The following is a 25326-nucleotide window of genomic DNA, read 5'->3' as shown; positions in this document are numbered from 1 at the left end:
TTCGTTCCGCTGCTATCCGCGCCTTCCCCGGTTCGTCCGCCTTCTATCGTTTTCCGGCCGCATCGACCGGACCGGCTCATTCGTCGATTTTCAGCACGGCCATGAACGCTTCCTGCGGCACCTCGACGTTGCCGACCTGCTTCATCCGCTTTTTGCCTTCCTTCTGCTTCTCCAGCAGCTTCCGTTTCCGCGATATGTCGCCGCCGTAGCATTTGGCCAAAACGTTTTTGCGCATCGCCTTGATCGTTTCGCGCGCGACGACCTTTTGCCCGATGGCGGCCTGAATCGGCACCTCGAACATTTGCCGCGGAATGAGATCCTTCAGCTTCTCGCAAATGATCCGTCCGCGGTTGTAGGCGCGGTCGCGGTGCACGATGAACGACAAGGCGTCGACCTGCTCGCCGTTGAGCAAAATGTCCATCTTCACCAGGTTGGAGCGGCGATAGCCGGACAGCTCGTAGTCGAACGAGGCGTATCCTTTCGTGCTCGACTTGAGCTGGTCGAAGAAATCGTAAACGATCTCCGACAGCGGAATGTCGTAAATGAGCGTCACCCGCGTCGTGTCGAGATATTCCATATTGATGAACTCGCCGCGCTTGCCCTGGCACAGCTCCATAATCGGGCCGACGTAATCTTTCGGCACGATGATCGAAGCTTTCACGTAAGGCTCCTCCACGAAATCGATGCGCCCCGTCTCCGGATAGTTGGACGGGTTGTCGATATGCACGACTTCGCCGTTCGTCAGCGTGACGCGGAAAATAACGCTCGGGGCCGTCGTAATGAGCGGAATGTTGAATTCCCGTTCGATCCGCTCCTGGATGACGTCCATGTGCAGCAGGCCGAGGAAGCCGCAGCGGAACCCGAAGCCGAGCGCCGACGACGTTTCCGGCTCGTACTTCAGCGACGCGTCGTTCAGCTCGAGCTTCTCGAGCGCCTCGCGCAAGTCGTTGTAGTCGGCCGTGTCGATCGGATACAGGCCGCAATACACCATCGGATTGATTTTGCGGTATCCCGGCAGCGGCTCGGCGGCCGGACGGCGCGAATCCGTAATCGTATCGCCGACGCGGGTATCCTTCACGTTTTTGATCCCGGCCACGACGAAGCCGACGTCGCCGACCGTCAGCTCGTCCACGATCGTCATGCGCGGCTTGAAGGCGCCGACCTCGATAACCTCGAACTCCGCGCCGGTCGCCATAAATTTGATCGGCGTCCCTTTGCGGATCGAGCCGTCGACGACCCGCACGTACACGATGACGCCTTTGTACGCATCGTAGTGCGAATCGAAAATGAGCGCCTTGAGCGGTTTGTCCCGGCTGCCGCTCGGCGCGGGCACTTTTTGGACGACCTGCTCCAATATTTCTTTGATGCCGATGCCCGCCTTCGCCGAAGCGAGCACCGCCTCGCTGGCGTCGAGGCCGATGACGTCCTCGATTTCCTGCTTCACCCGTTCCGGCTCCGCGCTGGGCAGATCGATTTTGTTGACGACCGGCAAAATTTCCAGGTTGTTGTCGAGCGCCAAATAAACGTTGGCGAGCGTTTGGGCTTCGATGCCCTGGGCCGCGTCCACGACGAGCAGCGCGCCCTCGCAGGCGGCGAGACTGCGGGACACCTCGTACGTAAAGTCGACGTGCCCCGGCGTGTCGATCAAGTTCAGTATATATTCGTTGCCGTCGTCCGCCTTGTAGTTCAGACGAACGGCCTGCAGCTTGATCGTGATGCCGCGCTCGCGCTCCAGGTCCATCTGGTCGAGCACCTGCTCCTGCATCTCGCGCGAGGACAAGGCGCCCGTATATTCCAATATCCGGTCGGCAAGCGTGGATTTGCCGTGATCGATATGGGCGATAATGCAAAAGTTGCGAATCATGCTTTGATTGTCCGTACTTTGCGGCATGTTGACCCTCCCGGTTTTCGCGCATTACGCTCCATTATACCAAAAGAGCGCATCGCGCATCAATGGCGGCAATGCGTCCGCAATGCGCCCGGGCAACCGCGGGCCGCCCGTCTCGCCCGTATGCCGGTAGAAGCGCCAAAAGGACGGCGACGGCAATAACCGCCGTCCCGTCCTCGACATTCAAGCTTCCTTTCTATAAGGCCGGCTCCGTCGCGCCGGAAGCCCCCATTTCCCGCAGTAGGGTTAATATGCCGAAGTAGTGCCGATCGCGATACTCGTTCAAAAGCTCCGGCGTTGTTCGGTCGGTATGGGATAGCTTCGAGCGCTCCTCGCCTTCCCATTCCAAATCGAAGCCCGGTATCGAGCGCTCCCTGTACAGCCAAGTCGGCAGGCTGCCGGACGAGCATGCGTGGTTCAATTGAACCGGCTTCTCCTCTCCCGCGTAAAATCCCCGGGTGTAAGCCGACAACAGCGGGCGGCTCCGCTCGGCGAACGCCCCGTCGTCGCTGGCGTATTTTGACGCGAAGAAGGAAGGGCCGCATATGCTGGCCAAGCAGTGGAACGAAAACAAAACGCGCGGCTTCGTTTCCCGAACGAACGCCATAGCTCGCGCCGGAGTCGTCCTGCTGCCCGCCGTCGCGACCGACGAACGGGAAAGGCTTGTCCGGGGGCATCCCGGTTATTTGCGAACGAATCATAACGGAGTCGACCTGAACCGCAACTTCCCGGCGGAATGGGAGACGGTCGAATATGCGTACGGCCTCGTTACGTCCGATCCGGACGAAATTACGTATCGGGGTCCGGGGCCCGGCTCCGAGCCGGAGACGCAAGCCGTTAGAGAAGGAGAGGCTCACGGCGCCATCCTCCGCCTTGATATGCATATTGTAAAAAAGCTTTCTGGACATTGCGACGCACCTTTCCTTCGACGTCCGCATCGGAACCTTTCGATGAAGCGCGGATACGCGTTCTTTTTTCAGTTACTTTTTCATCGCCTTCGCTTCCGCGACCTTTTTATTGATTTCCTCTTCCGCTTCCCTCAGCGCGGTATTGGCGTCTTTCTCCCCTACGACGAAGGACAGCATCGCGTTGGTTACGGCCGTTTGTCCGATGGGCAAATATTCGCCGACATAGGCGGGCGGACCGGCCGGCTTCAACGACGTGATCGCCGCAATATGTTTCCCTTGCCACTGCGCTACGTTTTTGCCGAAGGCGGATTTGACTTGCGGGTTCTTTAACGGGCTGATATTGGCAAAGTCCGACGCCAGCTTCGTCTGCACGGAATCGGACAGCAAGTGGGCGATGCTCAAAAACGCTTCGTCGCGATGCTCGCTGGTGGAGGCCACTCCTATAAAGACCGGGTACGGCTGGGCGCCGACGCCGGGGGCGGTTTTCAATTCCGGCAGGCTGACCGCATCCCAGTTGATGCCGTCTTCCGGCTTAGGCGCGTCCGAGTTGAACATGACGAACATGGCCGACGACTTTTCTTTGAAGAAGGCATCCTTGATCCCGTTGCCGCTGATCATCGCTTTCGTCGGATTGTACCCGGGCATCGAATAAAGCGGCTTCATCAGCTCGAAATATTGTTTCCACCCGTCGGTTTGCACCGCCGCCTTTTCTCCGCTCGCGTCAAAATAACCGAGCGAAGCTTGATTGACCATGACCAAGTGCGACGGAGACGTTACGAATCCGCGATACTGGACGCCGCCGTCATTTCTCGTCAGTCTCGTGGCGATGCCATACAGGTCTTCCCATTTCATTTTATCGGTCGGATAAGGCACACCGAACTTGTCGAAGATGTCCTTGTTGTAATAAAGCAGCAGGTTGAGATCGTACAACGGAAGCCCCGACACTTTGCCGCCGTCGATATTGCGGATCATGTCCATATAAGCGTCCTCGACCCGATTCGTATCGAAGCCGTGCTTTTTAATCAAATCCGTCATGTCGGAGCTGAGCTCGACCGGCTTGATTTGGCCGCGGTATCCGGCGAAAGAAGTAATGATCAGATCGATTTTTCGCTTCTCCGTTACAATGTTTTGAATCGTCGTACCGGTGTTCTCCATGATCTCGAAGGAGAAGTGCGGATATTTCTCTTGAATGCTTTTGCCGTACCGCTCCATAAACCATTGCTCGTTGCCGCCTCCGGGCGTCAGCACTTGCAGCTTCACCGGTTTCGGGCTTTCCGCCGGCGTATTCGCTTCTTTGTCCGAGCCTTGCGGTTTCCCTCCGCACGCCGTCATGACCAGCAGCGCGGCCATGGCGGCAGCAGCTGTTATTCCGCTCCTCCAATTACCCCCCATTACGCTCACCCCAACATTCATTTTATATAAAGCGGTTGTAACCCGCCTCATACCGAGAATGACAATTAGACGAATCAAATTCGAATGTAGCGCTTTCATTTTCTTTTAAACAGATTAAAACAGGAATGTAATATTGTCAACAATATTTTCGTCGACAAAACTATGCAGCCTTCTAACCGAAGTTTTCGCGGTGAAAAGAAAACCAGTCCGGGGAAAATGCCCGGACGTTTTTTTGACGTGCAAACCGATACGCTTGTTCATGAGTAGGGGACGGGGATCGACTCAGCCGCCGGTGAATTCGCGTTGTCTTGATTCAGTCTTAGGACCGCAACGACGACTTCTAAGGCGGCCGGTCGATGATTCGCCTTAATCGCCATTCCCCGGCTCGGCAGCCGGGCGACCGCCATCGGCACCGTCACGATCGTGCTCGGCCATCTGTTCGGGCAGCCGCAGGCCGCCGGATGACGAAGCGCCGTCGACGGTGGATCGTTTTCTTCCATTTTTGGCTTATAGCGATATCCGGATTCGTTAGCCTGAAAAACGATCGCTTTTTCCGCCGATAAGCATACTACGATTCGTTCCATCCCGCATCAACCGACACGGAGCCCGGTTGCCGGACGATCCCTAAGAAAAGATCGCCGGAACTGACACCTGACGGTCTTCGCAGTGCAAACCGAACCGTTTTGCATGCCGAAAAGGCGGCGGAGCGGGAATGTGCTTTCACAAAGCGCCCTTTCCAGCTGTTTAAAAAGCAAATCGGGGAAACCGGCTTAACGGCATCCCCAGATTATTTTGCTCGCTTCTTCTATTCGGAAACTTCTCCTACTTCGCTTTCAATTCCGCCATTTTTTTCTCGGCTTTGTTTTGCGCGTCGCGCAGCGCCGTATTGACGTCTTTGCCGGTTTGGGCCATCTCCTTGGCCGCCTCGCCGATTATTTTTTTGAGTTCGACGTCGTAATCGGTCAAAACGGTGCCGGGCGCCTGCTTCAGCATAAAAACCGCCTGAACGTTTTTGCCCTGAAAGCTTTTCAGCTCGGAAGCGAACTGCTTCTTGATCGCGTCGTCGTTCAGCACGGTCAGGCGCCCCTTCTTGTTCAGAGCCGACTGCACCTCGTCCGAAACGAGCGTCTCGATTGCGCGAAACGCGGTTTCTTTATGCGGACTTTTCGGAAAAATCATGAAGACGGGCATATTCGCCGGTCTGCCCAAGTCCGGCCGATCCGCGAAGACGGGCTGCGTCACGAGATCCCAATTCAGCTGCTGTCCCTGCCGGGCGGCGTCCTCGAGCTGGCCGACGACTCCGTTGCCCCACGTCGGCATCATGGCTAACGTTTTATCCTTCAAAAAGGCGTTTCTCCCATAGTCGTACTTGCCTTTCTCGCCGATAAACCCGGGGATTTCATAAAATCGCTTGAGCAGGGAGAACAGCTTCTGGTACCCGTCCGAATTCAAAACCGGCTTCTCCCGCTTCTCGTCGACGTACGGCAGCGAATACTGTTCCTTCATTTGATCGACGGGGCCCGGATCGATGCCGACATACGATATTCCGCGCTCCGTGCGGGTCAATTTTTTGCCCAATTCGAGCATGTCGTTCCACGTCATCTTGTCCTTCGGATACGATACCCCGAATTGATCGAAAATGTCTTTGTTGTAAACGGTCATTCCGTAATTCATCGAAAACGGAATCGCGAACAATTGATTGTTCGTTCCGAACTGCCGGATCGCTTCCATCGCTCCGGCATCGAACCGGTTCGCGTTCATCCCGCTTTTCCGAACGAGCTCGCTCAGATCCATGTTCATGCCGAGCTGGTTGAACATGCCGATATAAATGTTGCTGACGAGCAAAATGTCCGGATACGTCCCCGATGCCATCAGCTTTTCCGGCGTATTCGCGTCGCCGCTGCGGTTAATCAGCTCGAACGAAACGTTCGGGTACTTTCGCTGCACCGGTTCGACGATCGTTTGCCGGAACTCGTCGTCGGTCAAGCTCGCGCTGTACGTGTACAAAACCAGCTTCACGGGCTCCCGAGCCGTTTCCTCCGAACCGGCGCCGCCGCCCTTTTCCCCCGAGCAGCTTGCCAGCAGCGCCATAGCCGATACGGACATCGCAGCCTGCCTCCATCGCGCTCTCATACCGCATTCCCCCCGATTTCGTTCAAGATCAGTTCCACCGCGCCGCCGCCGACGCATACGAGTTCGATGCGGGTGAAGTCGCCGCCGCGTTCCGCGATTTCGGCCGGGTGCTCTCCTTTCGTTTGCCGTACGATGCTCCACCGGCCCCGCAGCTCGACGGCGACTTTGGCGGGCTCGCTTTCCGTCCAAGCCGTGCGATCGTCCATCCGCTGATTCGCCAATTTCGGCAGCCGCAAATCGGGATCGGCCACGCTCACGATCAGCCCGCCGCCGCTCCTTTTCACGAATGCCGCGATCGGCGCGCTCGCCATCCGCAGCGGTCCGTCCGGCAGCCGGACGGTTTCGTCGAATACGGCGTAGCCGAACGCCTGCATGACCGTATGCTCGACGATGTGCGCCGCTTCGTCCTTGCGAACGACGCGGTACGGGACATCGTTTGCATAGGCGGCCAGCCGCTCCGGCGTCGTTTGGACGAGCACCGCGTATTCGTATTCGCCGTCCTCGGGCACCGGACCGTGATCGATCCATGCAACGGCGTACTCGCCCGATGTCGCTTCGACCCCGCGGTGATCGATCGAATGCTGGACGTCCCGCTCGATATGCAGCTTGCTCGCGTCCGCCACGACGTAGCCGTTTCCGCAAGGGTCCGTAAACCGGACCGGTCCGCCCGAAGCGTTCGGCCATATATAAGGAAGCTGCGCGATCCGCTCGGATTGCACGACGACAGGCGTATGCGGGTCCGGCAAGCGGCATTGGAACAGCGTCGTTTCGACGCGGCGTTCCGCGTCCGCGCAGCGAATGTTCGAGCCGAGCGCCACGATTTCGTCGCCGAAGTAAAAGTACGATTTGATCGCGCGGAAGCTCCGATCGAAGACGGTATCGTGCAGCTTCATCGCGAACAGGCCGTCCCGGTCCTCGCACGAAACGCCGCCCGCGAACGTTTCGTCGCTGAACGAGCGCGTATGCTCGTTGAACATGCCGCTCGCCGATCCGCCGCGGCCAACCTTCATCTCCTCCAGAGGCACCCGCTTCGCGGTCGTTCCCGGCCAGCGGCGCCAGTCCCACCCTTCGTCCGGCGCATATCCGCTATCCGGCGCGTTTACCGGCGAGCCCGACGCGAATATTTGCATGGCGCCGTAGCTGATATAGCGGCCGTATACGTTTTCCCCTTCGGTGAATTTGTGAACCGAACCGGCTTGTCTCGGCCCGTGCGCTTCGAAATCGAATACGTATTGGCTCCAGCCTTTCGTCGATACCATCCAATCGCCGCGGCGAAGGACGGCGAGGGCGGACGACGGCTTCACCCAAAATCCTTCCGGGCTCTTCTCGGCTGCGAATCCCCGGTCCGCCAGCTCGAGCATCAGCTGCAGCCCTCCGATCGTATCGATGTACTGCACGCCGTCCGAGCTTGCTTCGGGAAACAGCTTCTCTTTCAAATAAACGGATTCGGGCTCCCACAGCCGCATGAACGCCCCCGCCATTTCCGTATCGACCGGGTCGCCGGCGATAGCCATGTACGCGTAGGCGGGAAGGATTTCGTTCGTAATGCCTCCCTGGGTCGGGAAGCGGCCGCTAATGCCGACAGGAACGTCGTATTTGTTCGTGACCGTCCTCAGCGTGAGCAGCGCCTGTTTCACGTTCCCGACCGACTCGGAGGCCAAAGCGAACGGCGTGCCGTGCAGCAAATAGGCGATCAAGGCGGCGGTATGATAAGCGTTCGGCGCATAAGCGCTCATATAGACTCCGCGATGGTGAAAGCCCATATAGTCGCGCTTGATCGTTCCCGCATAGCCCGGGGCGACGGCCAGAGCATGGTTCATCCAGGCGAGCAGCCCTTCCATATGCCTTACTTTTTCAGGCGTATCGTCCATCGCCAGCACGTATTGCAGCTTGTACACGAACCGGGTTCGCACTTCGTCCGCGGTCGTTTCCGTATAGTCGACGCCCGGTACGCCGTACGTTTTGCCGACGTTCAAAAACCAGTGGACGGCCGCCATCTCCCGTTCCAGACGTCCGCTCGCGCGCAGCTCCTCGCGCATCAGGAAAAAGGCGTGAAAATAGCCGCAATTCCGGTTCGTCTCATGATCGAGCGTTTCCAGCCCGCTTCCGGCCGCCCACCCCTGATCGTGAAAATGGTCGAACAAATCGAGCGCCTTCTTCCCGCTTTCCGCGTTTCCGTTCATTTTGCAGTCCAGAACGAGCGGCAAAAAGATTTTGCGGGAAACGGCCGTCCCGAACTCCGGACCGTGCGCGGAGCGGCTCGAAAACAGGGGAACGCCGGTCATGTAACCGTTGTCATCCCGCCGCAGCCGAAGCTCGTCGAACTTCCCGACGCCCCGGCGAATAAACTGTTGCAAAGCTTCATGGCGAATCCGCAGAGGCTCTCTCGACAAATCCGGGTCCCGGCCGTACACCCATTCCTCCATTCGCCTTGCGATCGTAGCGAAAGCCCGAATCTGCTCCGGCGTTATCGAATCGGGGAGCGGAAGCCGCGGCTGCCTGCGGCTGTAATAAAAGGAACGGTCCCAGGAGCCGCCCTTTCCTCCGTTCGTTTTTTGCCGGAGAAACGGTATTTGATCGTCGGACGAGCGCGACGCCGGAATATGCTCCACGAATTCCACGACGTCGAAAAAGACGGCGCCGCTTTCCGCGTTTGCGGGCGGCACGATTTCCATCGCCGCAAGCGGCGTTTCGTCGGCTTGCGTCCGATCGCCCGAGGCGGCGGCGTCTTCGCGAAAATGCACGTTGACGCCGCGCCAGCCGGTAAACCGAATCCGCACATCGAAGACGTAGCGCGGCCGCCCGAGCGCAAGCTCCGCTTCGGAGCCGAAGCGGAACGTCAATGCGCCGTCGATCGCCTTTTCGTTGTATATCCATATCCGGATGCCGCCGCCGCGGCTTTCTCCGGCTTCCCGCAAATGGTCCGGGCTTCGCACGACGAGCTTCCCGCCCCGGCCCCACTGCCACTCGAGCGACCGGCGGCCGTGCTTGTAGTGCTTCCCCGACAGCCGCAGGCAGCCCTCCCCTTCAAAGGTCCATTCGCCCGGTACGCCGTCGCCCTCGAACGATTCGGCATTCCCGAACGTGCCGTCGTCCGGCGGCGGCGCCGACAACGCATCGACACCCCCGAAACGGCCCGGTTCCCCGGTCCGCCCTTCCCTTTCATTCCACACGGCTGCATTCCTCCCCGGATTGCGGATTCGATTTCATCGCCGTCACTTCTTCGATCGTTCCGCCGCTATATCTCTGGCGAGCAGCTCCGAAGCTTCCCGGATTGCCGTCGCGCTGTCTTTTTTGCCCCGGCCGATGTCGCCGAACGCTTCGTTCATCCGCTTCCACGCCAAATCGTTGTATTCGGTAAGCGGAGCCGGGGGCGCGTACGTTTGCGGAAAAATCGCTCCGATGTTTTTGCCGGCGTATGTCGGCAAATCTTGCGCGAACGTTTTTTTGACGTCCGGATGTTTCAGCGCGGTTTCGATCCCCGCTTTGGAGCGAATCGTTTGGAATTCGTCGGACGTCAGCGCCAGCAGCGCATCCATCGCGTCTTCCTTGTGCTTGCTCGTGCTGCTGACGTAAATATAGCCGGGGTACGCCTGCGGTCCGACCGGGCCGAGCTCCTTGAAATAGGGAAACGACGCGTAGTCCCAGTTCAGATCGCCCGGAAAGTTGACGGCCGCGTTGGAGAAATGAACCCACATCGCCAAATTTCTCTCTTTGGCGAACATTTTGGACTGCCCCGTCGAGGAGAAAAAGCTTCCTTCCAGCGGCTTTCCTCCCGGCGGCGGAATCAGCATGTAAAACCGCTTCAAGTTTTCGATGAACGTCATCATCTTCGGATCGTCGAACATCGGCTTCGAGCTTTTCGGATCGACGAACGGCGCCGAAAACGGGTTCGTCTTCAGCACATGCTCGGGCGACGCGAGCAAGCCGTAATAGGAGATGCCGCCATCGCTGCGCGTCAACTGCTTGGCCAGCTCGTACGTTTGATCCCATGTCATCCCGTCCTTCGGATACGGCGCTCCGAACTTGTCGAACAGGTCTTTGTAGTACATGATGACCGGCGAAGTGTTCGACAGCGGCAGCCCGTACAGGCCTCCCCCGGCGATTTCCCTTTGCTGGTCGATCGCGAACGGCTCGAACCGGGTCAAATCGACGTTTTTCTGCTTGACCAGCTCGGATATGTCGTACTGGAACCCGTTGCGTATCAAGTTCAGGTGCGTATGGCCGACGGACAACAGCAGCACGTCGAACTGCTGTCCGGCGGCGATCAGTCCGTCCATCGATTTCGCGGGCGGCACCGGAACGAATTTCGGCGTAATGTGCGGCAATTTTCGCTGGATGTAGGTTCCGTAATGGTTCATGAAGTCCGCTTCCGTCCAGTCGGCGTTGCCGGTTTGGTAGAAAACGAGCTCGACCGGCTTTTTGCCGCCGCCCTCGGCGGCTCCCGCTCCTTCCTGCGCCCCGTCGCCGCAGCCTGCCGATGCGACGGCCGCCAGCAGCGACGCCGCGGCGATTTTTCCCGTTTGACGTACCCGAACTTTCATTGGCGTCCCCCCTCTTTTTATAGTCGATGTTTCGCCGATTTGAAACGCGTGCGTCGTTCCGCATACGTTACGCCAACGCGTAAATGGGCGAAATCCAGGCGCACTGTCCGTTTGCTTGCCGGACCTCCGCATGGTACACGTCGCATTCGGATTCCGCGGACGTATCCGTCCACGCTTCCTTAACGGTGTATGCGTGCCGAGGAGCCGCGCGGTGCAGAACGATCGCTTCGGAGTTGTAGGCGCGCAAATGCCGCGTCGCATTGCCGTCCAGCAGCTGTCCGACGGTCGCCGTCAGTTCGGCGCCGTTCGCCCGGAAACGAATTTCGGTGTTCGCGTCCCCTTCGATCTCCAAAATGACGGCGGCCGTATGCGGATGAAGCGTCGTCGGATTTTTGAACGTCGTGCAGCTCCATTCCACGGACGAATCCGTTTGGCGGGCGATCCTGTTGCCAAGCGCGTTCATCGCGGGATCGTCCTTCATCTCGGGCGTAGGCGCAAGCACGCTGCGGCCGCGGAAGCACGATTCGACCGAAACGAGCCTTCCGCCGCGCACATCCGCGGCTCCGTTCCAGAAATAGCCGTTTTTGTTGTTCCCCCATCCCATTTCCGCTCTCACTTTATAGACGCCTTTTGCCGCGGCGGACGCCGCTTCATGTCCGGCGGCGAGCGATTCGCCGTTAACGACTTTCCACGGACGCGAATTTTTGTACACGATCACTTTGTCGATCCGGTCGCAAGCCGTAACATCCAACTCGAAATGCCGCTGCGGAGCCCTCGTTTCGCTGCCCATCGGCAGCCCGTTCATCGTAAACCGGCAGACGATTTTGTCTCCGGTCACCGCATACGTCCGGCGGGCCAATATCGCTTCCCAAATCGATTCGCGCGTCTTCTCGTCCGCCCATACGGCCAAACGGCCGTCTCCGTACGAACCGGGATAGCCGGCGTGATGGTCGGTCGAGCCGACGAAGCCGAACCGGTGCTTGCGCGCCAGCGCTCCGTAAACGCTGCTGCGGGAGTCCCGCGGCCCCATGTCGTGATAGTACGGATACGGGCTCTGATCGGACATGCCGCAGCCGTGCTTCGAGTACACTTCGACGATCGGGCTGATCCCGGCGTTGAAGCTGTCCCAATTGCCGCCGCGGTATCCCGGCGTATAACCGACATGATGAGGCACCGCGATGACGCGGCGGGGAGCCAGCTTCCGGACGATTTCGGCGGGCGATTCGCCTTCGACAATCGGCAGATCGTCGTCCGGCGACAAAAAATGGTGATCGCCGTAACGGCTCGAATGCGCTTCGTAACCCTGGAACGTGACGAACTCGCCGGGAACGTTGAAGCGCCGGACCGTTTCGCGCACCCGGTCCCAGTGGCCGCGCAGCTTGGCGAAGCCTTCCTTGTGAAAATCGACCAAATATTCGAGACCTTCCGTGCGCGCCGGAATGTCGTACCACGAGGCGTGGCCGATGATCGCGCAAAAGTCGAGCTGGCCTTTGGCCGCCAGCAGCGCGTTTTCCAATCCTCCGAATCCGTAGCTGATTCCGCAATGGTTGTGCAAATCTCCCCAATATATCGGCATATCTAAGTTCCTCTCCAATTGGTATGGTCGAAGCCGGGTCGAACCGGTCACGCTTTTAGGAAGCGAATCGTAAAACCGCCCTGCGGCACGGCATTGCGGGGCGTCAAGACGATCCGGTACAAACGTTCGCCCCACGAGTGTTTCAGCTTTCGGTCCTCCAGCTCGATCGTCTCGACGTTCGCCGCGAATTGTCCGGCATCGTACTCCATCCGCAGCGCCGGCCGGCCGTCGCGGCGGAACACGATCGCCCCGGCCGGATCGGCGTCGGGCCGGCAGCAAGCGACGTAGTTCAGCGTGAACCGGCAAGCGGACGGATCGGCGAACGCGAACCTCTCCGCCAGCTCGACGGCCGCCTGCGGACAGCGGACCAGACGGCAAGTTCGGCTCCACGAAGCGATTCCCGCTTCGGGAGGATAAGCGGAAGCGAGCTCGAGCGTCAGACGGGATGCGTCCGGGGCGGCTTCGTAGCTCGCATGCGCCGCCCGAAACCGGCTTCCGTTCCGCTGCATGACGCCGTTGATCGTCGGGACGCTGTGATAGGCGGACTGCATCGTCCATATGTCGTACCGCTCCGCGCCGAACGTCCTGGCCGTATATTCCTCCACGCCGACGTCGACGAGCACCGGCAAGCCGTCCGCATAAAGGACGAAATGACCGACGTCGTTATGGTTGTGGCTTTCTTCGTTGTGACCGCCCTTCATGGCGACGTACAGGCCGCGGTCGGGCGCTTCGGACTCGCGCGCCGCCATCACCTGGATGCCGTCCATCCAGACGTCGCGGGAAAACGCCGGCGCAGCCGGATCTCCGTCGATCGCCGCATAGTTGAACAAAGCGGGCAGCACCCGAAGGAAGGAAAGAAACTTCATCTTCTTCCAGCCCTCGGGGCCGAGCGCACGGTGGAACGCCGATCCGAGCGCCGTCAAATTCCCGTCGCCGATTCGCTTGCCGTATCGGTATGCGAGGTCGCCCTCGACCGCGATTCGCGGCGGACCGTCGGCGAAATTGAGAAAGAAATCGCCGTGGATATGGGCTTTGTGAATATACGCTCCGATGTTTCGCACGAGCGGCTCCGCGAACGGATCGAACCGTCCGCCCGTCGCCCCGTAAAGCAGCTCCAGGCAATCGAACAGCGAACCGCCGGACTTGTTCCAGTAGCCCGGCCCTTCGTCGCACCCGCCGTCGGCCGGATGCTCCGCGAGGAAGCGGTCGAGACTCGCGAGCGACTTGCGGACGGCTTGCAGCCGCCGCCCGGCGTCTTCTTCCACGAGCAGAAACGCGGCCAGACAGTTGGAGGTGCACCACGGCGTCCAGTTGTTCAGCCGCTTCTCCCGCCCGGCGATGCCCATCCACCAGCAATCGTCCCGGAGCAAATACGGCTCCAAAATGCGGCGTCGCACCTCATGCACGATTCGTTCGTCGATCAGCGGATGAATCCGGTTCAGCGCGGGGCGCAGCAAGTAATGGAGCCAGGCGAACAGACCGCCGGTCTCGAGGGCGAACAGGTCGATGCCGGGAACGGCGGAGACGTCCGGCAAGTCCGGGCGGCGGCGCTGGAACATCCGGTTATGGGCCGAAATGACCCAGCTCGTTTCTTCGGCGATAAGCCAAACGCCGTCGACGAGATCGTCCAGAAAACGGCCTTCGTTCTCGATGCATTCGGCCAGCGCGAGGCTCGTTACGGCTCTTCTACGCTTATGGTACGGTCCGTCGTATCGCGTCCGGTTGCCGTTTCGCAAAAATTCCATGTACATCGCCGCCGTCAGCCGCGGCCACTCGAAGCCCAAATAAGCTTCGCCCTCGGCTATGATCGACGTCCGAAGGTCCGCGGGAAGTTGTTCCCATGCGTCTCTTCGCTCGATCGTCGGGAACGGGCGGAAGTCCGCTTTGGACGGCAGGCTGGCCGCAATCTCATCGGGAGACAGCAGATCGGATAACGCGTTCATCTCGACATCGGCTCCTTTCTTCGCTCATTTCCATTCCGATAACGGCACGTATTCGCTCGCGGCCGCGGGCGCCGGTTCGCCGTTTGCGAGCGGCACGAGCTCGACGGCGATGCGCGCGTCCGCAACGCCTTCGAGCTTGACGGACAGCTTCCGTATGCCGGTGTTGTCCGTCTGCCCTTTCGGGTTCGGGGATTCCGGCAGCGGCTTCGCTTCCGTCACTTGAAAGGCGGCCGGCAATGACGCTTGCTTCGGAAACGCCATGCCGACCCACAGCCGCTTGCCGTTCTGCGTCAGCAGCGCCGATTTGCCGTCCGCGGACAATTCGATGCTCGCCTTCGTGTGCATAAACCACCAGACGTCGGACGGCGCCTTCGCCCGGATTTCGTCTTCGACGATAAGCCGTTTGCGATCCGCGAACTTCACGCCTCGCCACGCGGCGTCGGCAGTGCGGGAATAGGCGGGCAGCATGTCGGCGATCGCGAACGCTTCGTTCGGCTTCGAAACGAAGCTCGCGATTTTGCTCATGGAGGCCGGATTTTGCTGAAACTGCTTGTCGGGGCCGATGACGAGCGTATTGTGGCCTTCCGGCCTCAGCCGGTAATACGTGTACCGTTCCTTGTCATAGTTGAAATAGCCCGGCAAGTTATAGTTTTCTTTGCCCGGATCGATCGCCCACTGCTCGCCGCCGGCATGAAACACGAACTGCCCGATATCGGAATGCGAATGGCTGGCGACGGCGGTACCCGCCTTGAAGCCGACGAATGCGGTCGAGGCGTCGTTCCATCGGCCGCGCATCGTGACGAGCTCGGCGCTGCGGAAATATCGGTCGGTCGGTAGCGAAACGGCCGCTTCGCGCCATTTCGGATCGTACCAGAGCATATCGTATACGCCGCCGGCCTGTTTCGCGTCTTCCATCATGGCGATGCGGAAAGCGGACAGCTGCGGATCGTTCGTCGCTTTGGCCAGCCAAAACAGCTCCGGTATTTTCATCTTGCCGCTGTCGTTGTCGCCGAAGTTGAACGTGCCCTGCGGACCGGTCGCATAGACCGGAAAGTATGCCGTCTTATGCAGGCCCGGCGTCTGCGCATGGCCGTACGTCGTGCCGAGCGCCGTCTGCATGGCCGCCATGTAGCTGACGGCGTACTCCATCATATACCTCCAGTAGCCGGGCCCTTCGCTCCAGCCTCCGTCCGGCTCCCAACGCTTCAAGATGATGCTGTCCGCCGATCGCAGCGACCTGGCGATGATTTCCCCCGCCAGCCCTTTCTCTTCGTCGCCGATCGCGAGCGCGCCGACAATGATGCCGCCGTTGCAGACGGCGCTCCAGTTGCTCGCCGGTTCGGTTCTGACGGTCCACCACGCTTTGCCGTTATGGGCGTCGAGCGCTTTCCGCAGCCCTTTCTCCACGATCGCGCCGCGAACGGCGTCCCGCTGCTCCGGAGTCAAATAGTCGTACAGCCAGTCGTAGCCGATGCCCATCCCTGCCGCGATTTCCGCGGTATTGAGAAACTCCTTCGCATGATTCCAGTCGGGAAAAGCCGCCAGCGCGGTCATTTCCCGCACCGCCCGTTCCGCGTACTTCGCTTCCCCGCTCAGCCGGTACATCATCGCGTTTTGCTCGATGACGGGGCGCGCGTCGCGGGCGGACAGCATACGGCGGCCGTCGGGCGTCTCGTAGACGCCGACCGGCTTCGACAACGTTTTGTCGGCCGCTTTCCGAAGGTCGCCGTACCATTTGCGCAGCAGCGGGTCGCTTTTCGCCTGCTCCTTCAGCCTTTCGAACGTATCCGCGGATGCGTACAGACGCGGATGCCGCCGCTCCGGATTGCGCTCCTCCAGATCGGCGATAATCCGCGCGGCATCGGGCGGCGCGCCGGTATAGGGAGCGAATTCCGCCTCGGCTTTCGTTCGCGCCTCGGCTTTGTCCGTTTTCACCGGCACGGCGTCGTCCGTCCCTTCGGAGCAAGCCGGCAATGCCGCCAGGCAGAGCGCCAGGCAGAGCGCCGGCAATCGATTCCAATGTCGCTTTGCCGCCATGATTCCTTCGCCTCCGTCCCGGTCAGCTTTCGAACGGCGAATAATCGGCCAGAAACCGCTCGTACGCCCCGTCCGGAACTTCGAGCAAATCGTTCGTCGCGCGCATATGCTCCCGCAGCCTGCCGAGCATGCTTTCGACGCGGCCGCCGTACGTTTCCGCCCGAAACGCCAAATTGTTCATTTCCTGCGGATCGGACGCGAGATCGTACAGTTCGATGAACAGCTCATCCTTGAACAGGTCGACGATCAGCTTATGATGTCCTTCGACGACGCACCTCTGGAAGTTGCCGCGGGCGCCGTTGCCGTCGAACTGGATGAAAATCGCCTCGCGCGCAAGCCGCTTCCGCTCTCCGCGCGCCAGCGGCATGAGCGACACGCCGGACATTCCTTCGGGCGGTTCGACGCCCAGCGCCTCGCACAGCGTCGGAAGGACGTCCACGCCGCTGACCGGCTCCTCCGAGCGGCCGGCCCCGATCCCGAAGCCGGCGGGAAACTTCATGAACAGCGGCGTACGGACCGCTTCTTCGTACATGCACATTTTTTGCCATAACCGATGGGAACCGAGCATTTCCCCGTGATCGCTGGCGAAGACGATCAACGTATCGTCGTATAGACGGTGCCGCTTCAGTTCGTCCAATAGCCGCCCGACGCAATGGTCGAGCAGGGCGACAAGGCCGAGGTACGCTTTCCATACGACGCGCCATTCGTCCCGCGTGTACGAGCTTCCCAGCATGCCGGGCAAATTGTACAGCTGGAGCGGGGACTGGTTGTCGGCCCATACCCCGACGTTGTCCGGCAGCTCGACGTCGTCCACCATCGAATACCACGGCTCCGGAAGCTGCAGCGGAGGGTGCGGCGCGACGAACATCGCGTTCAGCGCGAACGGCTTGCCCGGGTCTCTGCGGCGAATCGCCTCCAGCGAATCGTTCAATATGAAGCCGTCGTAAAAGTAGTCGAGGCTTTCCTCGAACCGGCCCGTCGCCGGAATCGAATAGGTGCGCTTCCGCGTAACTTTGCCGAAGGCGAGCTCGGGAACGATGCCTTTGTAAGCCGGTCCGCCCGGCTTTTGTTTGCCGCTCGCCTTCATGAACGATTCGTACCGCCCTTCCAGCTGCAGCCAATGTGTCTTGCTGCCCGCGTCAAACTCCGGTTTCGGCTCGGCGAACAGATGCTGCTTCCCGGTATGCCAGCTGTCCCATTCGGCTTCCAGCAGCCCGTACAAATTCGCATGCCCCGCCCGCACCGTCCCGTGCGCCTTCTCCTGCTCCGTCCACGGATTGATGAGCGAGCCGGTCACGTTCGGGTATTTGCCCGTGAAAAATGCGCCTCGGGCCGGAACGCAGAGCGGAGAGGCGCAGTAAGCCCGCTCGAACGCGAAGCTTTCCGCCCGCAGCCGGTTTATATTCGGCGTATGCTTGCCGAGCGCGTCCCGGCGAAGCTGATCCGCCATTACGATCACGACGTTCGGTTTGCCTTTCATCTCGCGCCCTCCCGTTCCGCTCGTCTCTCGTCCGCGGCGCCTTTATAGCGCAGCACGATCGTTGCGGCCGGGTCCGCTCCGCGCAGGCAGATCAGACCGCCTTCGGCGCTCGCCTCGAAATCGCCCGCATGCCGCGGCTGCCGTGACGCTCCCGCTTGATCCGCACCGCCCGATCGCTCCTCCGCCGTCCATACGCCGGCCGCGAGATCGGTCACAATAACGTTCAGCGTGCGTCCTGCGCGGTACGCCGCGTTCGGAACGTTCGGAAGTTCCGTATCCTCCGCCAGACGCTCGCCGCTTTTGGCGAACAAAACGACCCAATCGCCGATCGCCGCGCCGACGAACGTTCGCCCCTCCACTTTGTATGTATCCAGCGCCGCCGGACCGTCGATATCTTTCACCTGCATGACGTTCAGAAACAAATCGAGCGCCGAAGGCTCGCGCGGACTAAGCTCGATGCGCCATTCTCCCTGCTCCTTCGTTCCGGGATAATCGTTGACGAAATTCGTGCCGAACACCCAATACGGTTTGTCCGGGCCGCCGACCTTCTCGATATGCCGGTTGCTCCGCTCCGGCAAAAGCGTGTCGTTCACCAATTGCCCGTTGTAGCCGTCCTCCCCGCGCGACACGATCGTTCGTCCGTCTTCGATGCGAGGCTCTTCGATGCTGTGCAGCAGCCAATATTTGCGGAAATCCGGATTCGCCGACACGACGCGGTCGAAAACGATCAGCGCCGCGGGATGATCGTCGTTTTTGAAGTTCAGAAACAGAAACGAGCGCTGAAACTGCTTCATTTTATCCGAATAGGCGGCTGTAATATCACCTTTCATATAGGAGTAGTCGGGTTTAAATTTGTCGGGCCCGAAGTCGTAGGCCAGCACGTCGCCCCGCCTGAAATCTTTGTTCAATAAATCGTGAAGCGTAAGCGGCGGCCTTCCCTCGTTCGGCCATCGCTGCCCGCCGTCGTTCACGTTCGGCCAAACGAGTCCACCGTCCTTGACGTACGGGTGCTTGGTCAGCTCGTCGGGATCGTACACGAGTATCGTATTGTGCGCGATCGACCGCTTGAAATAATATTTGTTGTGCGGGGAATGGTATTTCCCCGACGATCCTTTGTACGATCCCGAATCGATCGCCAGGTTGCCTTTGTAATACAGCTGGAACGCGCCGGCGTCCAAATGCTGATGGTTGTTGTACTGATACATGCCCACCTTCATTTCCGCGACGACCGTTTTGGCGTCGATTCCTTCGTCCCAGCCCGTCCGCGCCACCATCGCGCCGGTCGGAGCGCCGAAATAGCGGGTCAGCGGCAGTTCGTCCAGCGGCTTCGCCGCCGCGTCCGGATCGGCAAACAGGAACGCGAACAGCACGTCTTTATCGTGCAGCCGCCCTTCGTCCTTGCGCCGCTGGCATACGAAATACGGATCTTTGTAATAGCTGCCGAGCATCAAATAAAGGAAATGAAGTCTCGTGTACTTCGTCTGGTTCGGCATCGGCGGCGGCGTATCGCCGTCCCGCAGCAGCTTGCCGTCCGGACGCCGCGTATAAATCCATTGGTAGCCGACCTCGCGCTGCGACGGATCGTAGACGTTGCCGAAGCCCATCCGGTCGAACATCCACGTCGGAAACAATTCTCCCTGGAAGCGCACGCCGCCGTAAGCGTCCCCCTGATGGTGCCAGCCGGACGGATAAAAAAAATTGCGCGCGGGAACCATCTGGTCGAAAAAACGGCCCGCCGCCAAATCGTACATTTCCGGGTCTTCGTCGTAAATCGCGATGCCGGTCCCGAGCATGTCTCGCTGAATCATCCACTCGCAGCTGTGGCCCACGAAGGCGCCTTCCTTGACCGGAGGGTATCCGCATTCGAGCAAGCCCGCAAGCCTTTTGAAATGCCGGATCAAAAACGTCTTCTCCTCGGCGGTAACGAGATCGTGGCACCAATCGTAAACGACGGCGCCCGCCAGCATAAGCCGGCCGATCTCCCGCGAAATGTCCTGATAATTCGGATTGAACGGCTTCGTAATCGCGGACAAGGCGAGCCGCTTCGCCTTCAGGCCGGCGCCCCTGTCGTCCAGCAGCGCGTACAGAAGCGCATTCGCTTCGATGACGTACACGTCGCCCGGACAATGTTCGGCATTCGCTTCTTCGACGCCGAACCGGCTGTACCCGATCAGCCGTTCCCATGCCTGCTTCAGTTCGGGGTGCGTCGTCTTCGCCTTCAGCTCCGGCAAATGCCGTTTGCGGAAAAACAGCCGGGGATGCTCCGGCGGGGGAGTGATCGGCGGTTTCGGAAACATTCGCGGTCCTCCATTCGATCATAGTGCCGCAGATGCGCCCCCGAAATGGAAGCGCTCTCTGCCCGAGCGCGTCGCGCCTTGCGAGCGCTTTTCTTGATCATACGGCAGCTCTCCACTTATGTCAATATCTAAACTTAGTCACGAAAAAATTCGGCGATATTACTTTGAATTCGTTAAATTCGTTCGAATTTATGTATAAAAATTTATATTAGTCGTCCGTTCCCCGTTGCGAACGAATCCCGTTTTTGATATCGTAAAAGGAACGCTACGAAGCGACTTGTAAAAATTGCGAGGGTATCGTTTTGGAACAAATGCGCAAAGTATGGGATCAGAAAGGCAGCAAGACGGCCATTTTGCAAATGCTCCGGGTACACGGCCCGTTGTCCCGAATCGAGCTGACTCGATTGACCGATTTAAGCCGGGCGACGATATCGGTCGCGATCGGCGAATTGATAGAACTCGGGCTCGTTCATGAAACCGTCGTCCGCCAATCGACGGGAGGCCGGCCGGCGACCAGCCTGGAGCTCGTCCCGCATTCCCGTGTCATTATCGGCGCCGATTTGAGCCATCAGACGTGGACGATCGGCGCGTTCGACCTGCTCGGCAACGTGGTGGAGAAAAGCCGCGTAACGTTCAACCCGCTCTCGCCGGAGAACGCCGTTCGGGCGCTGGCGGACGAACTTCCGAACTTTTATAAAAAAATTGACAAAAGCCCGCTTCCGCTGATCGGAATCGGCATCCCGGGACTCGTCGATACGCACAGCGGCTTCCTTCGCAGCTCCGCCGCCATGGGATGGAAGCACGTCGAAATCGGCCCGATGCTCGAGAAAGCCGTCGGCTGGCCGACGGTCGTGCTCAACCGCAGCCGCGCCCGCGGGTTGTCCGAATGCCGGTACGGCGCGGGAAAAGCGTACAGGCATATGGTCTATATCGGCATCGATTCCGGCATCGGGGCCGGTATTTATGTCAACCGCGAGCTGATCCACGGCGCAATAGGCGGAGCGGGCGAAATCGGCCATACGACCGTCGATGCGGGCGGGCCGCTTTGCCCGTGCGGCAACAACGGCTGCCTGCAGATGGTGTCCGCGGCCCCCGCGATGGAGCTCGAGGCGCGAAGGCTGCTTCGCCTGGGCGGACATTCGTCGCTCCTCCAGCATCGCGATTTCGACCTGCAGACGCTTAAGGCCGAAGACGTTTGCCGGGCGGCGGAGCAGGGAGACGAGCTGGCCGGCGAAGTCGTCCGCAGTGCCGCGACTTATTTGGGCATTACGATGGCGAACCTGGTCAATTTGCTCAATCCGGAGGCGTTCATACTCGGCGGCGCGATTCCGCAAGCCTCCCCCTTATACGTGGAAACCGCCGTCAAAGTGATGCGTCAGCGGGCGATGAGCCAGCTGTCCGCCTCGACCGTCGTCCACGTTGGGCAATTCGACGAAATCGGCGGCGCATTGGGGGCGGCCAATATGGCGCTCGACCGCCATATGTCGTTCTCGTATTTCGCCCCGTAAGCCGAAGTCCGCGCAAATAAGAAAACCCGTCCGGGAAAACGTCCGGACGGTTCTTTGGCGTGCAAACCGATACGCTTAATCATGGGGAGGGAACGGGGATTACGCCGAAACGGCGGCGGCACGGGAAACGGGATGGACATGTTCCCGCTATTTGCGGTAGTTTCCCGTTTCAGGGCAAAACAACGGGAAATCGTCCCGATAAATTCGTCCATACCGTGCTTTTCGTCGATACGGTGACATTTTAACTGGAGCTTTTCCCGGTCATCCGAAACGATGCCTATAGGAGAGCGGATTAACTGGAAGGTTTTCCAGTTCGTTTATTCCAGTGGCCCGGCAGCCTAAGGATACGCCGTACGTGGAAACGAAAGGCCACTCGCTTCATGCTCAGCGTTCTTTTCGTTTTCAAAAAATGTGAGGCGACGCTATCGGTCTCATTGTGCATACCACGAGATTATCAAAAAGGAACCCGAAAAGATGTAAATCCTTTAACAATTAAAAAGACGCCCTGGAACCGCGGCATGCGGTGGATGGGCGTCTTTTCCGTCCGAACGCGTTCGGCCGCCGGGACGGTCCGCCCGGCGGTGCGCCTTTTCGAGACGTTATGCGGGCGGTATGCGGCGTTTGCCGGCGCGACGGTTCCTTAAAGCGTCTTCCAATCTTCTTCCGTAAGCTGTTCCTCCAAAGCGAATTCGAAATCCTCGACGTCGTATGTTTGAACGGGCACTTCCCCGTCGATCACTTTGTCAAGAAATTCAAGCTGATCCGTTACGATCGGAGCTTTTTCGTGCAGCGCCGTCAAAATCAGCTCCGTCTCTACGGGATCGAACGTTTCGCCGTAATGGGCGTTGTCGATCGCATAGACGATCGTAAACGTCACTTCGTCGTTTACGAGCAGCGGCGGACTTTTTTTCCAAGGCATTTGCAGCGCCCGCTCAATCTTTTTGCGATTGAACGATTCCTCGAAAAACGCGATCAGTTCGCCGATTTTTTGCTTTACATGGGTGTCGTCGTCTTGATCAGGCATGACGGGTTCGTCGCTGTCTCTCATTTCGTACAGCTCCTGGATGGTGGAATACGGTACCAAATATTCCACGGGACGGCCCGGCACCAGCAGTTGACCGTATACGGCAACCAGCACGGCTTCGATGACAAAGCGCCGGCTCATCTTAATTCCTCCTTAAGAGCTTACTACTAGCTTTGCATGCGCAAAGCTGACCTCGTAAGCGTTCGACAATTCACCCCTATATCATACCATTTGCTGCGCGGACAAACCAGCGGGTGTTTGACCGATTCGTCGAAAGGCGTCGCCCGCCTGCGGGACGGTACGATTCCGGCGAATTTGCCGCTTTTCGATTTCCAAAGTTTGTTGTATAATAATGATAATCGTTCTCATTTACTTAGGCGCGACGCGTGCCGAACAGGAGGATACGGCCCATGTCATCCGCACCATCATCGAGTTCCGGCCATTCCGCGCAGGCTCAGCCCGCGCTCGACCTTTCGCTGGCCGAGAAATATTTCCATATATCGCCGTCGGGCTCGGACGATCCGGTTTATTCGACGCCCGCCGCCGATCTGCTCCGCCCGGAAACGATGGACGACCTGCTGCGCCGCGGCCGCGACATGCTGAACGGCCTCGGACTCGACATCGCCGTTTCGTTCGTCGGTCTCGCCTTTTTCGGCATTCCCGCCGCCGTTCATACGTATATGTGGCTGTACGGCCGCGTGCTCGACTTGTCGATCGACAATTTGACGGTGCAGCTCGAGCGGCACGGCGACCATCCGCACCTCATCCTGAACATAAACGAGGTCCGCTGGTCCCCGCTTCCCGAGCAAGGGCGGGACGATGCCGTCGTGCAGGAGCTGACGCGGCTGTTCCGCCGCACGGTCAATCCGGTCGTCGAATTCGCCGCGGCGCGCGGAGGCTTCAAGCCGGATTTGATCTGGAACCAGTTCGGCGCCCGCATGGTGACGGTCTCCGATTTCGTCATCCAGTTCGCTCCGGACGAGGAAGCGCGGCAGAACTATCGGAAGCACCTCGAGCTGCTCGTCGACGGCCTCGGCCCGGAAGTGTTCAACCGCCGCAAAAATCCGTACGTCCACGAACCCGTCTATGTGGAAAGCCCGTACGACCCGGACAAAAAGGTCATCGTCCGCTCCTCGTGCTGCATGTGGTACCGGCGGGAAAACGGGGTCAAATGCTACACGTGTCCGATATTGAACGACGCGAAGCGCGAAGAGATGAAGCTCAAGCTTCGGGAAAAGTCCCGGGAGCGGGCAAAGTGACCGCGCCGGTCAATTGACGATGCTGTCCAGCAGCGAGACGATCGTCCGGATCGTGCCGTGGGCGACCGTCTGCAGCATGTCGCCGATTTGGTTGCCGACCCGGTTCATGCCGGAGTCGGCCACAATCGGCTGCGGCTGCGGCTTCGCCGCGGCCGGTGCCTGCGCGCCCGCCTGCGGGGACGGAGACGACTTGTCCGCGTTCGCGGGGAGCTCGCCCGTCGCCGCCCCCCTGCTTTGCTGTCCGGCCGCCGCGTTCGCGTACGGCACGCCGCCCGCCGCCGGCTGCCCCTGCGGCGCATAGCCCGCGGCAGAACCTTGAATGCGCTCCATTCCTTTGGTGGCGAGCTCGATCCCGAAAAATATGCCGAAGCACAGCATCAATATGACCGCGATCAACGTTACCGAATGGCGTGCCATCCCGCTTCACTCCTTCTGACCGGCGTCCGGCCGGTACGATTATCGGTTTGCCGCCAGCAGCCCGGCGGCTTTGCCGTCCGTCTTCGCGGAGGCGTTCGCTCGTTCCGCCTCCCAATACAGATCCGCGATCGCTCCGGCCAGCACGTCCGCCGTCCGGTACGTTTCTTCCAGCGAATTGTAAGGTCCGCCGACTTCGATCAGGATGCTGTTCGGCGACAGCGACTGGTTGTATTCCGCGTGCCCCCCGCTTCCTTTATCCCAGATGCCCCTCGACAGTCCCGGATACGCCGCCTCCAGCTTTTCGTGGATGCGTTCGGCGAACGCTTCGTTTTGCTCCCAGCGCTCGTTCTTCTTGCCGACGATAAAGTACACTTTGGCATAGTCCGTCCCGCCGATTTTAGCCGTCGTCACTTCGCGCGCCGCCGAATCGCGGTGAATGTCGAACAAAAACGTAATGTCTTTGTTTTGCGCGACGGCCTCCTTGACCGTTTGCTGCGAATATTTATAGGAATAGTTCCAGTTGTAGCCCTGCACCTTCGTCGGATAATCGGTCGCCGAATGAAGGGCGCCGATGCCGCGTTCCTCGAGCTTGTCCGCCAGCCTCTTGCCGACGAGCGTCACGTTTTTTTGCGAGTCTTCCGCTTCGTTCGCGTTTTTGACGTTCAGCTCCGGCACCCACGATTCCCGCGGATGGGAATGGTAGACGAAAACGACTTTCCTCCCCCCGGTCGTCGGCTTCGCGGCGACCGCGTCCGGCTGAACGTCCCCGCCGGTGCCCGCGCCCGCGGTTGCAACCGGCTTCGTCTGCGGGTCGGCGGCCGGAGCTCCGCCCGTCGGGGTCGGGACGACGCCGCCCTGCTCCGCCGGCGGCCCGTTCGCGCCGGCTGCAGCGCCGGCCTCCTGTCCGGCCGGCCCCCCGG

General features: G+C 59.8%; 17 protein-coding genes and 1 pseudogene. 3 read left to right on the top strand and 15 right to left on the bottom strand.

What is annotated here, in order from left to right; translation table 11 throughout:
- Positions 1-76: 76 nt before the first annotated feature.
- Together lepA and PV407_RS15315 are read right to left on the bottom strand one after the other, a co-directional pair.
- Positions 77-1891, bottom strand: coding sequence for a translation elongation factor 4 (gene lepA / locus PV407_RS15320; protein WP_332090800.1), 1815 nt, complete (start codon positions 1889-1891; stop codon positions 77-79).
- A 193-nt stretch (positions 1892-2084) separates the two neighbouring features.
- Complete coding sequence (locus PV407_RS15315; protein ID WP_332090799.1) at positions 2085-2495, bottom strand: hypothetical protein; 411 nt, start codon at positions 2493-2495, stop codon at positions 2085-2087.
- On the opposite strand from PV407_RS15315, the pseudogene PV407_RS29575 reads away from it, so the two are divergent.
- Positions 2434-2724 (top strand): annotated as a pseudogene (locus tag PV407_RS29575) (M14 family zinc carboxypeptidase); the annotation flags it as partial. The gene PV407_RS15315 and the pseudogene PV407_RS29575 sit on opposite strands and share 62 nt — an antisense overlap.
- A 144-nt stretch (positions 2725-2868) precedes the next feature.
- On the opposite strand, the gene PV407_RS15310 reads toward PV407_RS29575, so the two are convergent.
- The 10 genes from PV407_RS15310 to hepB all read right to left on the bottom strand — a co-directional run bounded on the left by PV407_RS15310 (position 2869) and on the right by hepB (position 20198).
- Positions 2869-4146 carry an ABC transporter substrate-binding protein gene (locus tag PV407_RS15310; protein ID WP_332090798.1) on the bottom strand — a complete coding sequence of 426 codons (1278 nt, stop codon included), beginning with the start codon at positions 4144-4146 and terminating at the stop codon, positions 2869-2871.
- A 299-nt stretch (positions 4147-4445) separates the two neighbouring features.
- A complete protein-coding gene (locus PV407_RS15305) occupies positions 4446-4772 on the bottom strand; it encodes a hypothetical protein (RefSeq protein WP_332090797.1) in 327 nt (108 codons plus the stop codon).
- Between the two features lie 238 nt (positions 4773-5010).
- The gene (locus tag PV407_RS15300; protein ID WP_332090796.1) at positions 5011-6321 is read right to left on the bottom strand and encodes an ABC transporter substrate-binding protein; all 1311 of its coding nucleotides are present in this window, start codon (positions 6319-6321) and stop codon (positions 5011-5013) included.
- Positions 6318-9494 carry a chondroitinase family polysaccharide lyase gene (locus PV407_RS15295; RefSeq protein WP_332090795.1) on the bottom strand — a complete coding sequence of 1059 codons (3177 nt, stop codon included), beginning with the start codon at positions 9492-9494 and terminating at the stop codon, positions 6318-6320. Before PV407_RS15295 ends, PV407_RS15300 begins: the two co-directional genes overlap by 4 nt.
- Before the next feature lie 42 nt (positions 9495-9536).
- On the bottom strand, positions 9537-10865 hold the full coding sequence (locus tag PV407_RS15290) for an extracellular solute-binding protein (protein WP_332090794.1): 1329 nt from the start codon (positions 10863-10865) through the stop codon (positions 9537-9539).
- Positions 10866-10932: 67 nt separating this feature from the next.
- Complete coding sequence (locus PV407_RS15285; protein WP_332090793.1) at positions 10933-12441, bottom strand: DUF3604 domain-containing protein; 1509 nt, start codon at positions 12439-12441, stop codon at positions 10933-10935.
- A gap of 47 nt (positions 12442-12488) precedes the next feature.
- Complete coding sequence (locus PV407_RS15280) at positions 12489-14384, bottom strand: heparinase II/III domain-containing protein (RefSeq protein WP_332090792.1); 1896 nt, start codon at positions 14382-14384, stop codon at positions 12489-12491.
- 24 nt (positions 14385-14408) lie between these two features.
- Positions 14409-16421, bottom strand: coding sequence for a heparinase II/III domain-containing protein (locus PV407_RS15275; RefSeq protein WP_332090791.1), 2013 nt, complete (start codon positions 16419-16421; stop codon positions 14409-14411).
- 22 nt (positions 16422-16443) lie between these two features.
- Positions 16444-17901, bottom strand: a complete 1458-nt coding sequence (locus PV407_RS15270; RefSeq protein ID WP_332090790.1) for a sulfatase family protein — start codon at positions 17899-17901, stop codon at positions 16444-16446.
- Entirely contained in the window at positions 17898-20198 is a 2301-nt protein-coding gene (gene hepB / locus PV407_RS15265) for a heparin/heparin-sulfate lyase HepB (RefSeq protein WP_332090789.1), read from the bottom strand. The genes PV407_RS15270 and hepB overlap by 4 nt, the downstream gene beginning before the upstream one ends.
- Positions 20199-20509: 311 nt before the next feature.
- Here hepB and PV407_RS15260 point away from each other — a divergent pair, with 311 nt between their 5' ends.
- Positions 20510-21706 carry an ROK family transcriptional regulator gene (locus PV407_RS15260; RefSeq protein WP_332090933.1) on the top strand — a complete coding sequence of 399 codons (1197 nt, stop codon included), beginning with the start codon at positions 20510-20512 and terminating at the stop codon, positions 21704-21706.
- 640 nt (positions 21707-22346) lie between these two features.
- On the opposite strand, the gene PV407_RS15255 is transcribed toward PV407_RS15260, so the two are convergent.
- Positions 22347-22871, bottom strand: a complete 525-nt coding sequence (locus PV407_RS15255) for an ADP-heptose synthase (RefSeq protein WP_332090788.1) — start codon at positions 22869-22871, stop codon at positions 22347-22349.
- A gap of 269 nt (positions 22872-23140) precedes the next feature.
- Between PV407_RS15255 and PV407_RS15250 the strand changes: the two genes are divergently transcribed.
- On the top strand, positions 23141-23989 hold the full coding sequence (locus PV407_RS15250; protein ID WP_332090787.1) for a (2Fe-2S)-binding protein: 849 nt from the start codon (positions 23141-23143) through the stop codon (positions 23987-23989).
- A gap of 9 nt (positions 23990-23998) precedes the next feature.
- On the opposite strand, the gene PV407_RS15245 is transcribed toward PV407_RS15250, so the two are convergent.
- The gene (locus tag PV407_RS15245; protein WP_332090786.1) at positions 23999-24406 is read right to left on the bottom strand and encodes a hypothetical protein; all 408 of its coding nucleotides are present in this window, start codon (positions 24404-24406) and stop codon (positions 23999-24001) included.
- 39 nt (positions 24407-24445) lie between these two features.
- The coding region (gene spoIIP / locus PV407_RS15240) for a stage II sporulation protein P (RefSeq protein WP_332090785.1) at positions 24446-25326 on the bottom strand (881 nt) is incomplete at its 5' end.

The sequence above is a fragment of the Paenibacillus sp. GYB003 genome (assembly GCF_036577625.1).
GTDB lineage: Bacteria > Bacillota > Bacilli > Paenibacillales > NBRC-103111 > Paenibacillus_AB.
The sequence above is the reverse complement of the archived record's forward strand: the minus strand, read 5'-3'. Positions and strand labels throughout refer to the sequence as shown.

Coding starts and splice junctions, on each gene's coding strand:
- lepA (WP_332090800.1), bottom strand. CDS start 1,891: ATGCCGCAAAGTACGGACAATCAAAGCATGATTCGCAACTTTTGCATT.
- PV407_RS15315 (WP_332090799.1), bottom strand. CDS start 2,495: ATGGCGTTCGTTCGGGAAACGAAGCCGCGCGTTTTGTTTTCGTTCCAC.
- PV407_RS15310 (WP_332090798.1), bottom strand. CDS start 4,146: ATGGCCGCGCTGCTGGTCATGACGGCGTGCGGAGGGAAACCGCAAGGC.
- PV407_RS15305 (WP_332090797.1), bottom strand. CDS start 4,772: ATGGAACGAATCGTAGTATGCTTATCGGCGGAAAAAGCGATCGTTTTT.
- PV407_RS15300 (WP_332090796.1), bottom strand. CDS start 6,321: ATGAGAGCGCGATGGAGGCAGGCTGCGATGTCCGTATCGGCTATGGCG.
- PV407_RS15290 (WP_332090794.1), bottom strand. CDS start 10,865: ATGAAAGTTCGGGTACGTCAAACGGGAAAAATCGCCGCGGCGTCGCTG.
- PV407_RS15285 (WP_332090793.1), bottom strand. CDS start 12,441: ATGCCGATATATTGGGGAGATTTGCACAACCATTGCGGAATCAGCTAC.
- PV407_RS15280 (WP_332090792.1), bottom strand. CDS start 14,384: ATGAACGCGTTATCCGATCTGCTGTCTCCCGATGAGATTGCGGCCAGC.
- PV407_RS15275 (WP_332090791.1), bottom strand. CDS start 16,421: ATGGCGGCAAAGCGACATTGGAATCGATTGCCGGCGCTCTGCCTGGCG.
- PV407_RS15270 (WP_332090790.1), bottom strand. CDS start 17,901: ATGAAAGGCAAACCGAACGTCGTGATCGTAATGGCGGATCAGCTTCGC.
- hepB (WP_332090789.1), bottom strand. CDS start 20,198: ATGTTTCCGAAACCGCCGATCACTCCCCCGCCGGAGCATCCCCGGCTG.
- PV407_RS15260 (WP_332090933.1), top strand. CDS start 20,510: ATGCGCAAAGTATGGGATCAGAAAGGCAGCAAGACGGCCATTTTGCAA.
- PV407_RS15255 (WP_332090788.1), bottom strand. CDS start 22,871: ATGAGCCGGCGCTTTGTCATCGAAGCCGTGCTGGTTGCCGTATACGGT.
- PV407_RS15250 (WP_332090787.1), top strand. CDS start 23,141: ATGTCATCCGCACCATCATCGAGTTCCGGCCATTCCGCGCAGGCTCAG.
- PV407_RS15245 (WP_332090786.1), bottom strand. CDS start 24,406: ATGGCACGCCATTCGGTAACGTTGATCGCGGTCATATTGATGCTGTGC.